At 67.0% G+C, this 13,266-nt stretch carries 6 protein-coding genes; 4 read left to right on the top strand and 2 right to left on the bottom strand.

Annotated elements, in window-relative coordinates:
* On the top strand, positions 1–3,407 hold a 3,407-nt coding region (locus ACNA0R_RS19870), incomplete at its 5' end, for a hypothetical protein (protein ID WP_415827776.1).
* 54 nt (positions 3,408–3,461) lie between these two features.
* Entirely contained in the window at positions 3,462–7,583 is a 4,122-nt protein-coding gene (locus ACNA0R_RS19865; protein WP_415827775.1) for a hypothetical protein, read from the top strand.
* Positions 7,584–7,736: 153 nt separating this feature from the next.
* On the opposite strand, the gene ACNA0R_RS19860 is transcribed toward ACNA0R_RS19865, so the two are convergent.
* Positions 7,737–8,678, bottom strand: a complete 942-nt coding sequence (locus ACNA0R_RS19860) for a YicC/YloC family endoribonuclease (protein WP_415827774.1) — start codon at positions 8,676–8,678, stop codon at positions 7,737–7,739.
* Positions 8,679–8,900: 222 nt separating this feature from the next.
* On the opposite strand from ACNA0R_RS19860, the gene rph reads away from it, so the two are divergent.
* The gene (rph, locus tag ACNA0R_RS19855) at positions 8,901–9,638 is read left to right on the top strand and encodes a ribonuclease PH (RefSeq protein WP_415827773.1); all 738 of its coding nucleotides are present in this window, start codon (positions 8,901–8,903) and stop codon (positions 9,636–9,638) included.
* A 92-nt stretch (positions 9,639–9,730) separates the two neighbouring features.
* Positions 9,731–11,521 (top strand): methyl-accepting chemotaxis protein, encoded by a 1,791-nt coding sequence (locus tag ACNA0R_RS19850; protein WP_415827772.1) that lies wholly within the window; start codon positions 9,731–9,733, stop codon positions 11,519–11,521.
* Here the strand turns inward: ACNA0R_RS19850 and ACNA0R_RS19845 are convergent.
* Positions 11,402–13,234 carry an EAL domain-containing protein gene (locus tag ACNA0R_RS19845; RefSeq protein ID WP_415827771.1) on the bottom strand — a complete coding sequence of 611 codons (1,833 nt, stop codon included), beginning with the start codon at positions 13,232–13,234 and terminating at the stop codon, positions 11,402–11,404. The genes ACNA0R_RS19850 and ACNA0R_RS19845 overlap by 120 nt on opposite strands.
* Positions 13,235–13,266: the final 32 nt, after the last annotated feature.

Below are 13,266 nucleotides of genomic sequence, written 5' to 3'. Positions count from 1 at the left end.
GCGGTGGGGGGCCTGGTCCGGGCCTGCCGGGCCTGCCGTTTGGCGGCATCGTGCCGCCGGCGTTTTTCAACGACCTGGTGCACTTGTGGCCGCCGGGCTTTGACCTGAACGGGGGCAAGCCGGGCGGAGTTGACGTGCCGGTCGATCACCAGACCGGGGTGTGGCGATCCGATGTGCTGCCGTTTCCGCCGGGCGGGCAGTACACGGTGAACGCGCAGATCTACCGGCAGGGCAAGCCGGTGGGCGAGCCGGTGTTGCGGCATTTCTATGTGGCGGTGGAGATCGCGCAGAGCCAGCAGGAGCTGGCGCTGGTGCTGCATCAGGTGCAACCCATCGTGGGGCGCGGGTATCCGGGCGCGAAGGTGGTGGTCACCCGCGGTGGCGATACGCTCTGCACGGTGGATCCGATAGGGTCCTCGGGCGACTGGTCCTGCGGGCAGTATCCGACGGATACGCTGGGCGACTATATCGTGACGGTGACGCATACGCTGTCGGGCGTGCCGCAGAGTTCGAATGCGGTGCATGTGACGGTGGGGCCGCCGCCTGCGACGATCGATGCGCCGGTGGAGAACGCGGTGGTGACCACGGCAACCTACACCCTCTCGGGCACGGGTGTGCCGGGCGCCGACGTGGTGTTGGATACGGCGGCAGCGCCGCCGGGCGCCGGGGACCTGCTGCGATGGGCGATGCAGGTTGACGATACGGGGTATTGGCAATCCTCCGCGCTGACGGCGGTGGCCGGCAGCTATAGCGTGACGGCCACGCAATACATCGACGGCATGGCGCAGGCCACGCCGACGCCGCGCGACTACACGGTGACGGTGCAGGGCACGCAGATATCGCAGCCGACGGGGACGCAGCCGGTGCCGGCGGGTCTGCTGACGGTGCAAGGCACCGCGCAGCCGGAGGCCACGCTGCAGTTGGCCGATTGCAGCGGCGGCACGCTACCCGATTGCACGGGTGGCGTCCTGATCAACCGCACGGTGACGGCGACCGATGGTGGCAACTGGTCGACGACCTACTTGGCGGTGCCCGGTCCGCATGCGCTATCGGTGCAGGCCTACACGGCCAGCATCGCGGCGGGCCAGCCGGTGACAGTGAGCTATACCGCGCAAGGCAGTGCGACGCGCGTGTCGATCAATACGCCGTACCCACAGCAGCAGATCAGTACGCCCAGCTACGCGATCGCGGGCACGGGCCAGCCCGGGGCCAGCGTGACGGTGTCAGGCGCAGGCCTGCCCACGCACGCGAACATCCCGGTGGACACCAGCGGCCAGTGGACCACGACCTACGTGTCGCAGGCCGGCAGCTACACCGCCACGGCCAGCCAGACCGGCCCGGATGGCGTGGCGACGTGGAACAGCAGCGACTCGGTGGCCTATACGGTGGCGGCCAGTCCCGCCAACGTCGGCATCGACGATCCACGCGAGAACGCGACGGTGGCCGCCTCCTACGCGATCCAGGGCAGCGGCCAGCCGACCGCGACGGTCACGTTGACGGGCGCGGGCAGCAACGTGTGCTACACGACGGTCGATGCGCAAGGCAAGTGGAACTGCGGCCCGTACACGCTGGCGCCGGGCGCGTATACGGTCACGGCCACGCAGTGGATCGGCAATCTCCAGGCGGGGCCGCCGGCGCGGCGCGACTATGCGGTGCAGGCAGCCGCCGCGCCGGTGGTGATCAGCAGTCCCACACCGAGCCAGATCATCACCGACGCGGTGTACACGATCAACGGCACGGCCGCGCCGGGCGCGAGCGTGACGGTCAGCGCCCTGGGACTGCCGGACAGCGGCCCGATCGCGGTGCGTCCGGACGGCACATGGTCGCACGCCTACCTGGCCAAGACGGGCACCTACACGGCGGTGGCCACGCAGACGATAGGCGGCAAGGATGCGGGCACGAGCACCCCGGTGACGTACCAGGTGCAGGCCGACGCCACGGCGCTGACGATCTCTTCGCCATGGGAGAACCAGGTGCTGGACCAGTCGCCGTACACGATCACGGGCAGCGGAGAGCCGGGGGCCTCGGTGACGATGAGTCCGCCGCAGGATGGCAGTCCTTGCCAGGTGACGGTGGGTCAGAACAAGCAGTGGTCCTGCGGTCCCTACGACACCGGGGCGGGGACGTTCTGGGTAAGGGCGACGCAATCGGTGATGGTGAACAATCAGCCGCAGCAGGTAGGCGATCCGGTGCTGCGGCACTACTCGGTGGTGCCGCAGCAGGAACCGAGTCCGCCGGTGGCCGAGGTGGAGATCGACGCGCCGATGCAGAACCAGGTGGTGCGGGTGCCGTACACGGTGTCGGGCAAGGGGCAGGCGGGCATGCAGGTGTCGGTGAGTGGGGCGGGGCTGCCGACGCACTCGGACATCGACGTGAACCCGGACGGGACGTGGTCGACGATCTATGGGCCGGACTCGCCGCTGACGGGCAGCTTCACGATCACGGCCACGCAGACGCTGAACAACCAGCCGCAGGGGACCTCGCCGCCGCGCGCCTACCAGGTGCAGGCGGCGGCGGTGACGATCGATAACCCGGCGCCGAACGCCACGGTGGACGTGCCGTACACGGTCAGCGGGCAGGCGCAGTACGGGACAACGGTCACCGTCAGCGGGGCGGGGCTGCCGACCTATGCGAACATCCCGGTGAGCGAACAGGGCGTGTGGTTCCAGGTGTATGGCGATGGCACGCCCACGCGAGGGGACTTCACGATCCAGGCCACGCAGTACGGGGGCACGCAGAGCCTGGGCAGCTCCACGCCGGTGCCGTACCACGTGGGTGGCACGGTGAGCGTGGCGATCGATGCGCCGCTGGAAGGCGAGAACGTGTATCTGCCATACACGATCAGTGGCACGGGCACGGCGGGGGACACGGTGAAGGTGGAGATCGCGGGGATCTCGCCGCGCTCGGCGCCGGTGTTGGGCGACGGGACATGGTCGTTGATTTACACCGCCAATGAAGATCCGAACCCGCCGGGCGCGCGCGCGGCGGTGGCGACGCAATACGCGGGCAGCGAGCAGACGGGCCAGACGCCGCCGAGGAACTTCACGCTGGTGGCCGGACCGGCGCCGGCGGCCTTGATTATCTTCCCGCGGGACGGCACGGAGTTGCGCACCAACGGCAGGCGGCTGTACCCGGTGATGGGTACGGCCGCGGCGGGCGGCCAGGTCACGGTGTCGCAGAAGGGCGGGCAGGGGGGTCCGGTGACGGTGGACGTGGACGAGGGCGGGAACTGGAACACCGGCGCGATCTTTACGCCGCCGCCGCCGATCAACGATGCGCAGCACTGCACGCGCAACCACAGCAGCTGCAAGAGCGACCCGGGCACGGTGACGGCCACGGAGTACTACGGCGGGCAGAAGATCAACGAGCACACCATCACTGTCTATGGCGTGGTGACCTTCAATTGATCGCGCCTTGATGCAGCGCTCAGTCCGGATTCGCAGGCCCAAAGAGGATCGGAAATGGAAACCTGGCATGTGAAAGGGCGGCTCGCGATAGCCGCGGTCGTGATCGCCGTGCTGTCTCTTTCACCTGTCCCGTCCCAGGCGGATTCCGGCCGATCCAATATTCCAGTCATACAGGTCCAGGCCGCGCAGCAAAGGCCCGCCATACAGAAACCACGGAGCGCGCAGCAACCAGGAGGGCCGGTATCGCGGGCGGCCCGCTACACCGTCAAATTCATCAACAACGGGCCCGCGGAGATCACGTTGGACCATGTGCATGATGGATGCATGTATGACGCGGGGCCGCGTTCCATCTATGTGCCGTCATACGATTCCAACACCATAGAGCTGGAGGATAAAAACAAGGTCGGTATCTTCGGACACAACTGCTGGGATAAAGAAAAGTGGGTGCAGTGGTCGGTTCACGCCGTGACGGAAAAAGGCAACATGTCGCCCTATGACCTGTATTTCAGGCATGGACTGGGATGCGGCGGCGTGTGGTGCACCAAAATTTCCGGGCCCGACGGGCAGTCCTCCGGGAATGGCCAGGTCACGGAGGCGAAGTGCTACTACGTGGCTGTCATTCCTGAAGATTGTCTCAATGAATGGTCCTGGGACGAAACCTTTTTCCTACCCGCGCCGAACTACATCGAGATCTACTTTGATGGCGATTTCAGCGGGAAGAAGCAGCCCGCCGTCATAACCTGGCCGGTCAACCACAGTGCGATCCATGGCGATGATCCGTCATATGTGGGCATATCGGGAACCGCATCGGCTGATACGCAAGTCAACGTGAGCGCCAAAGGGCATACCGAAAGCCCTTGGGCGGACGACGGCGGCAACTGGACGACCAATGCCGTCTATCACTTCGAAACCGGGCAGGTGTTCTCGGCGACCGTTGATTCCGATGTGGAAGGAAGCGCCACTTCGACATTCATCTCTGTTCCTCCCGTGACCATCAATGGGCCGTCATCGCCGGTGGCCTGGAGCGATACGATTACGGTGGCAGGGACCGCGCTGCCGGGCGCCACTGTCGTCGTCAGGTCCGACCCGCAGGATCCCGACTCGCCCGCATGTGCAGGAGGCGCCAATGGATCCGGCGATTGGTCTTGCGGATTGGAAGGGCTGGCGCCAGGGGCCGACTACAACCTGGTGGCATGGCAGCAAGGCTGGGTGACCGATGACGGCCTGCCCTGGGACTGGCTCGATCCTGTGCAGGCGCAGTGGCCGCTCCATGTGAACGCGATCCCGCTGCAAATTACGCAGCCTTCCAACGGTGGCCACATCGACGGCGACGCGTTTTTCTATTGGGCAATCTTTGGTACCGGCACACCGGGTGGGCAGGTCACCATTGATACTCCCTACAGCATCACCCGACCCGTCCATGCCAACATCGACCAGAACGGAAACTGGCAGACGGGCCTTGTATTCAGTTTTCCGCCGACGCAAACCTATACCGTTCCGGCTTCCCAGCAAGTAAACGGGGCGGCCGCCCCGGGCGCGAGCGTTACCTTCGAGTCGTGGCCTGCGTTGAAGGTCGACTCTCCGCAAAGCGGTGCCACGCTGCCGTCGACGACCACCAGCTTGGTCGTGAACGGGACGGGCGTGCCTGGCGGTGTCGTGTATACCAATGGCGTGGATCCAGACAACGGCGCAACGATATGTCCTTCCGCTCCGATCGCGCCGGATGGCTCCTGGTCGTGCGCGATGAACAATCTCACGCCCGCTTCTTACGGAGCACTCGTCCAGCAACAAAAGTCGGGGCAGAGCGACACGTCCGTCCCGGTGCTCTTTTCCGTGGCGCAGCCGGTGTCCATCGATCAGCCGGTCCCCGGTCAATCCTATCCCGCGCAAACAACGCAAGTCATGTTCAACGGGCATGGCCAACGCGGCGCATCTCTGAAGGTCGACGTGCCGCACGCGACGCCGTGCCAGGTCCAGGTGATCGATGTTTCGGGAGCATGGTCTTGCCTGGTCTCCGGCCTGAAGCCGGGCGCTTCATATACGGCCACGGTCACGGAAGGCAGCAGCGATGCCATCAACGGTGGATCGGGTTGGATAGACCCGGCCGTCACACGGCAATTTTCCATCGATGGCTTTGGCCTGCTTTCCATCGTCGCGCCTACCGAGAACCAGGTTTTCCCTTCGGCAACCACCCGTATTACCGCTTCCGGCGTGGCGCAGCCGAATGCGTTGCTCACCGTCAACGTACCCAATGCCCAGCCCTGCGATCCCCAGACGGTAGGACCCGCGCCCGGCAATTGGCAATGCCTGGTGTCCGGACTGCAGCCGAACAGCAGATACCTGCTGACCGCCACTCAGACGGTGGGCGGTGTGGACGATGTGCCGAAGCACGTGGATTTCATGGTCGCCACGCCGCTCGCGGTCCTGCTGCCCAGGGAAAACCAGGTGCTGGCCGCGACGGATACCACGGTCGCCTTCAGCGGATTGGGCCAGGCGGATGCCAGCATTTCGGTCACCGCCGATCCCGCGCACCCTTGCAATACCAAGGCCGACGACAAGGGGGCCTGGCGATGCACCGTGACGGGCCTGACCGCGGGCACGTCCTATACGGCGAACGTGACGCAAAGCGGCGCCAACTGGCAGGATCCGCCGACGCCACGGCCCTTCTCGGTTGCCGCGGCGCAGGGCATCAGCATCGGGTCGCCGCGCGATAAGTCGGTGGTCTCCAGCAACAACCCCATCGACGGCATCCAGGTGATCGGCTCGGGGCAGAGCGGAGCGGTGGCGCAGGTGAAGGTCGGCAGCGGCACGCCGCAGAACGTGGATATTGTCAACGGCGCCTGGGCGAGCAATCCGATCCCGCTGACGAGCTACGGCGCGCAAGGCATGCCGAACCTGGCGATCGTGGCCACCGAATACGTGGATAACAATCCCAACGGTTCGGCCACCGTGAATATCACCGTCGCCAAGGTCGCGACCGTCACGTCCCCAAAGGACCAGGAAAAAGTCCAGGACGTCGGAAAAGTCACCGTGAGCGGCCAGGGGCAGGAGGGTGCCAAGATCACCGTCAATGTGGTGGATGGCAACGGCCCGAAAAAAGGCTGCGGCGCCACCGTCGTCAACGGCAATTGGTCCTGCGAACTGAGCGGCATCCTGCCGAACACCACCTACACCCTTAGCGTGCTGCAATCCGGGCAAGCGTCGGATTGGACGGACCAGCCGGTGGGCCGCGTTTTCAGCACACGGCAGCCGCGGCCGGTGGTCTGGGACAGCCCCAGCGCGACCAAGGGCATGCCGGCGAGTACGCCTTACGACGTCTCGGGCACAGGCGAACCCGGTGCGCAATTGTCCCTGAAGCTGATGGGGCTGAATGACCTGGGCGTCACCACCGTCCTGGGCGATGGGACCTGGGACTTTCCCAACCTGATGTCGAGCGGGCCCGGCTGCTACAGCCTGACCGCGATCCAGACCATGAACGGCTATTTCCTGGACCAGGGCACGACCCAATATCCCGTGGGCGGCGCCACCTGCCCCGGCGGCAGCCCTTTCTACATTACCTTGCCCATGCCGGACCAGGTGTTGATCGGCGGTTCATACACGGTGCGGGGCTACGGCGTGCCAGGGGCCGGCGTATCGCTGCCTGGCGGCCCTCCTTGCTCGGCCCAGGTACAGCCCGATGGCACGTGGTCGTGCGGCCCTTATCCGATCACCGAGCCGGGAACGTACAACGTTGTCGCGCAGCAGGCGCCACAACCCGGCGACAACAACAACGGTCCCACGTCGACCAGGCGGTTCAGCGTTCTGAACCCCGTGGCGCTGTCCGCGCCGGCCGATGGCACGGTCATGTATTGGGACCGCGGCCAGGCGCCGGCACCGTTCAGTGTCTCGGGCACGGCGACGCCCGGCATTCTGGTGGAAGTCAGCGTCATCGGCGGCAGCGGCGACACGCAGTATGTGACCGCCGCGCCGGACGGGACATGGACGACCGCGGCGGTCTTCCTGCCGCCCAGTCCGTACGACCCGGGCGCCAACTGCGGCATATGGGGCTGCATGAGCGTGCCCGGCACGCTACGCGCGCGCCAGCTCTACCAGGACGAGGCGCGGGACGAGGCGACCCGAACAGTGTATGGCGAGTGGTTTGCCGGGCAGGGCGGACAGCAGCGGCGCGAACGATGAGGCGCGGCAGGAGCGGCGAGCGGGGAGGCCCGTTTGGCGAGACCGGCCAATTTGTCCGGCTTGGGAACGGGGATCAGCGGCACACCGGGTCCCTTGGGCATGAACGCCAATTCTTGTCCGTCCGCGGATGCCTACGTTTCATGCGCCGCGACGCTATTCGATGTTCTGCGCCTGTTCACGCATCTGCTCGATCAGCAGCTTCAGGTCCATGGCCGCGCGGGTGACGTCGACGCTGCCGGCCTTGGAGCCCAGGGTGTTGGCTTCGCGGTTCATTTCCTGGAACAGGAAATCCAGGCGTTTCCCGGCGCTGCCGCTGCCGCCGGCGCGCTTGCCGGCCTTGCCGCCGCCCGCATCGCCGTCGGCCAGGATATGGACCAGTTCGGCCAGGTGCGAACGCAGGCGCGAGAGTTCTTCGGCGACGTCGATGCGCATGGCGAACAGGTTGGCTTCCTGCGCCAGGCGCTCCGTCAATTCCGGCCCGCTGATGTGGGTGAAGCCGCCGGGGAAGGCGGCTTCCACGGTTTCGCGCAGCTTGGTGGCCAGCTTTTCGCGGTGATCGGCCAGTAGCTGCGGCAGATGCTGCTCGACCTCTTCGACGATCTTTTGTATGCCGGCGGCGCAGTCGCGCATCATCGCGGCCAGGCGTTCGCCTTCGCGGGTACGGGCGTCCTGCAGTTGCGCCAGGGCTTCGCGCGCGGCCTGCATGCCGGCGGCGCCCCAGGCTTGCGGGTCCAGCGCGTCGTTGTTGCGCTGGCCGGGCCAGTTGAACAGCTCCACGAGACGCGGCGATTCGGTTTCGGGCAGGATCTGGCGCGCCGCCTGCAATTGTTCGGCCAGCCGCTGCAGCCATTGCGGATCGAGACGATCGAGATCGGCGGCGGCGTTGCGCGTATAGCTGACGCGGACTTCGACCTTGCCGCGTCCCAGGCTGCCGGTCAGCAGTTCGCGCAGCGGCGCTTCCAGGTGGCGCAGATCATCGGGAAGCCGGAAATAAAGGTCGAGAAAACGGCTGTTGACGCTGCGGAATTCCAGCGCCAGCGATCCTTGTTCCAGATCGGCGCGGGCGCTGCCGAAGGCCGTCATGCTTCGTATCATGGTTAATGCATCCTGAATGAGGCGTCGCGGAGCGAACGCATGCCGGCAGGATAACCCGAAGGCGCGCCGGCCCGTACAATCCGGGGCGGCGATGCGCGCGCCGATGGCTCGCTGCCCATGCGCTTGCGTTCCTGCGCCGCGCCGACCTTCGGGCGCCGTGCCGGAACCAGGAGGCTCCGGCGCCGCATCGCCGTTCCGGATTCCGATCGATTGGAGATATCAGTGACCTCTTCCGCATCCCTCCCGCCGCGCCATTCCGGCCGCGCCGCCGATGAACTGCGACCGCTGGCGCTGACGCGCGGCTTTACCCGCTATGCCGAGGGATCCGTGCTGATCAAGGCCGGCAATACCCATGTGCTGTGCACGGCCAGCGTGCTGGACAAGGTGCCGCCCTTCCTGAAGGGCCAGGGGCAGGGCTGGGTCACGGCCGAATACGGCATGCTGCCGCGCGCGACGCATACGCGCGGCGACCGCGAGGCGGCGCGTGGCAAGCAATCCGGGCGCACCCAGGAAATCCAGCGCCTGATCGGCCGCAGCCTGCGCGCCGTTATCGATATGACGGCGCTGGGTGAGCGCACCCTGCATATCGATTGCGACGTGCTACAGGCCGACGGCGGCACGCGTTGCGCGAGCATTACCGGCGCCTGGGTGGCGATGGCCGATGCGGTCGCGCTGCTGATGAAGCGGGGCGACCTGGCGGCGAATCCGCTGCGCGATCACGTCGCGGCGGTATCGGTGGGCATGGTGGGCGGCCGTCCGGTGCTGGACCTGGACTACGAAGAGGACTCCGGCTGCGATGCCGACGTCAATGTCGTCATGACGGGCGCGGGCGCATTCGTGGAAGTGCAGGGTACCGCTGAAGGCGTGGCGTTCAGCCGCGCCGAACTGGACGCGATGCTGGCCTTAGCGGAGCGTGGCATCAACGGGCTCGTGCAGGCGCAGAAGCAGGCGCTGGCCTGACGGCCGGCGCGGCCATGTCAAGAAACTGCCACTTGACCGCAACATAATCCTTACCAAATGTTTTGCCCGCGAGGGCGCGTAGGTGGGATGTGATGCGGAACAAATTGAGTGTGAACCTGGCGCTGACGATCGTGCTGGCGCTGTTCGTGGCCTTGTTCGTCGCGGCCGGCGCGGCGGCCATCGCCCTGCTGCGCGAGAACCGCGCGTGGGTCGAGGAGCTCGGCCGCGACAATATCGAGCGGGCCAGCGAACTGGGCAATGTCAGCAGCGCGGTGTTCCAGGCGCGCGCCGCGCTGGTGGACGCCAAAACCTATATGGAAGGCGGACGTATTCCGGAACGCGACCAGATGCTGGCGGTGGTCGATAGATTCCTGGGCGACGCCCGCAAAGGCGTCGAACGTTTGCAGGCGCTTCCGTACGCCAATACGGAAGGCAAGCCCCTGTACGACGCCGCCTTGCAGGCCTATGCCAGGCTGGTGGACGATTGCCTGACGCCCATGCGCAAGGCCATCCAGGGTTTCAACGGCGTGGAAGTGAACCGCCTGAACGACCAGGTCCTGCCCGGCTCCGCGGAGGCCTACGTCAAGGCGGAAAGCGCCTTCCAGAGCTACACGCGGGCGCAGGGCGCCGCGGCCATCGCCGAAGTCGCGCATATGCAGGACGCGGCCGTGTACAGCGCGGCGGGCCTGGCCTTGTTCGTGCTGCTGCTGGCCATCGGCATCCGCGTGGTGCTGCACCGCGCGCTGCTGCAGCCCCTGCGCCAGGCCGGCGGCCATTTCGACCGCATCGCGGACGGCGATCTGACGCAGCCCATCGCGGCGGGCGGCCGGAACGAGATCGGCATACTGTTTTCGGCCATGAGCCGCATGCAGGGCGGATTGTCCGGCGCGGTCGGCACGGTGCGCCTGGCGGTGGACGACATCCACTCGGATATGCGCGCCCTGGCCGCCGGCGGTATCCAGCTGTCGGAGCGCACGGCCGAACAGGCCGGGATGTTGCAGGAAACCGCGGCGGGCATGTCGACCCTGGCCGAGACGGTGAATACGACCTCGGAAAACGCCGAACGGGCCAGCGCGCAGTCGCAGCGTGTCGCGGGCCTGGCAGAGCAGGGCGCCCAGGCGGTGGACCGCGTCGTCGCGCGCATGCAGGACATCGCCGACAGCGCGCGCCGCATCGGCGATATCGTGGGCGTGGTCGATGGGATCGCCTTCCAGACCAACCTGCTTGCCCTGAACGCCGCGGTGGAAGCGGCGCGCGCCGGCGAGTCGGGCCGCGGCTTCGCCGTCGTCGCGGGGGAAGTGCGCACGCTGGCGCAGCGTAGCGCCGGCGCCGCCCGCGAGATCAAATCGCTGATCGCGGGCTCTACCGATCATGTCGAGGCCGGCGTGCGCGAGGTGGGCGCGGCTGGCCAGACGATAGGCGATATGCGCGCGGCGGTCGCGCAGGTGACCGCGCTGGTGCACGAAATATCGCAGGCCGCCGCCGAGCAGGCGGCCGGGATAGTCGCGATGCACGAAGCGATGTCCGGGCTGGACCGCAATACCCAGGAAAACGCCGCGCTGGCCGAAGAAACGGCCGCTGCGGTGGCGGCGCTGGAAGGCCGCGCCGAACGCTTGCGGCAAGCCGTGGCGGTCTTCCGGCTGGCGCGCGCGTCGGGTGCAGGCGATGCCGCGATCGCGCAGGATCCGCGGGCGGCTGGGCTGGCCGGAGCAGGCCAGGCGCCGAGGCAACCCGCTTCGGTCGGCGCCCCGTCGAACGCCGATTCAGCCGCCGACGGCCGTCAGATAGGGCTCGACGACCAGCGGAACGTTTCCATGCTTGACCTGGTGCTTGACCCGGGCGGCCGCCGAAGCGATGTCTTCCGGGCGGATGCGCACGCCTGATCGCGGCGTGACGTGCAGGGCGCCGATGCTTAGCGTGACGAAGGGGAATGACCGCATGACGCCGTAGCGGTCTTCCGCCTCGATGCCGCCGCGCGCCCGGCCTTCATCGTCGTACAGGCCGATCGCGTCGCGATTGAAGTCGTGGATGATGCGCTCGGCGCGCTCGCGCCAGTCGGGGCTGCGGAACAGGATGACGAAATCGTCCCCGCCCACATGGCCGATGAAGTCCCGCTGCGGATCGCAATGGTCGCGGATGACCGTGGCGCACAGCTGGATCATGTCGTCGCCGCGCCAGTAGCCGTAGACGTCATTGAACGGCTTGAAGTGGTTCAAGTCGCAATAGCCGGTGATGAACTCCACGCCGCCTTCGAGCAGGCTGCCGATATGCTGGCTGATGGGAATGTTGCCGGGCAGGGAGGTCAAGGGGTTCGCGTAGCGCGCCGCTTCGATGCGCATCTCGGTGACCGAGCGCACCAGCGCCTCGCCCGTGCCCAGGCCGTCGTAATTGCCGTCCCGGGTAATGATGAACCCGTCGACCAGATAGCGCTGATCGTCGGAAACCAGCACGTGGCTGAGCTGGTCGATGGAGGCATGCACGTCCACCAGCACCGGTTCGCCGTTCATGAAGGTCGTGCAGCCGTCGCGCCCGAACAGCTCGCGCGTATAGCGCTGCGCGTAGCGCTCGGTGAAATCGCGGCGGTTGATGATGCCCAGCGGCCGGTTGGCATCGTCGACCACGGCCACGGCGTGCAAGGCCTTGTGTTCGTCGAACAGCCGATGCACGTCGTCGTTGGTGTGGCGGCTGGGCGAGACGGACGGGGCCTCGACGCGCAGGGTCGCCGCCGTGGCGCCGGGGATGCGCGCCGCGCCGCGCGCGGGTGAGCGCTGGTCCAGGACCTGGCGTACCTGCGGCGCGACTTCGCCATGCGGCTGCGCGGCGGGATAGCCCAGGAACCAGCCCTGGGCGTAGCGTATGCCCAGGTCGCGCACCACGGCCAGGTCCTCCGCGGTTTCGACGCCTTCGGCGATGGTCGGCGTCCCCAGGCATTGCGCCACCGACAATACGGCGCGGACCAGCTTCTGCCGCCGTTCGTCCTGCGCGATGCCGTGGAAGAAGTAGCGATCTATCTTGACCATGTCGGGCTGCGCCTCCGACCACAGCTGCAGGCTGGCGTGGCCGACGCCGTAGTCGTCCAGGGCCAGCCGCACGCCGTACGTCCGCAGCACGCGCAGGATCTCGGTCAATACGCGCATGTCCGGGTACACCGGGTCATGGTCGGTCAACTCGATGATGACCCGGCCGGGCTCGATGGCGCTGGCCTCCAGCAGGCGGGCTGGCATGGCGCCGCCCCATTGCATCCAGAAATGCACCAGCGCCGAGGCCGACATATTCAGGAACAGGGTGCTGCCGGCCGGCGGGTCCGCATCCTGGAAGGCGCGCAGGCCGCTGGAGGCGCTGGCATGTTCGACCAGGGGATGCACGCCGCGGCGACGGGCCTCGTCGAACAAGGCCTCCGGCATATGCAGTTCGGTGTCGATGGGCCCGCGGATCAGGCTTTCGTAGCCATAGACGCGGCCATTGGCCAGATCGATCACCGGTTGGAACAGCGCGCTGAGACGTCCGGACCGCAGGATCTCGTCCAGCAGGCCCAGGGACGACAGGACGGCGTGGGGGCCGGCGGCCGGGATGGCGGAAGGAACGGACGCGTGCATGCTTTGGCACCGGGTGAAGACCGCCTATGGTG

Origin of the sequence: Bordetella sputigena (assembly GCF_965137885.1) — a bacterium.
GTDB classification, from domain to species: Bacteria; Pseudomonadota; Gammaproteobacteria; order Burkholderiales; family Burkholderiaceae_B; genus Bordetella_C; species Bordetella_C sputigena.
This window is presented reverse-complemented; position numbering and strand designations above follow the sequence as displayed.

Bases quoted from the DNA above. Each gene is read 5' to 3' on its own strand.
- ACNA0R_RS19865 (WP_415827775.1), top strand. From the start codon at position 3,462: ATGGAAACCTGGCATGTGAAAGGGCGGCTCGCGATAGCCGCGGTCGTG.
- ACNA0R_RS19860 (WP_415827774.1), bottom strand. From the start codon at position 8,678: ATGATACGAAGCATGACGGCCTTCGGCAGCGCCCGCGCCGATCTGGAA.
- ACNA0R_RS19850 (WP_415827772.1), top strand. From the start codon at position 9,731: ATGCGGAACAAATTGAGTGTGAACCTGGCGCTGACGATCGTGCTGGCG.
- ACNA0R_RS19845 (WP_415827771.1), bottom strand. From the start codon at position 13,234: ATGCACGCGTCCGTTCCTTCCGCCATCCCGGCCGCCGGCCCCCACGCC.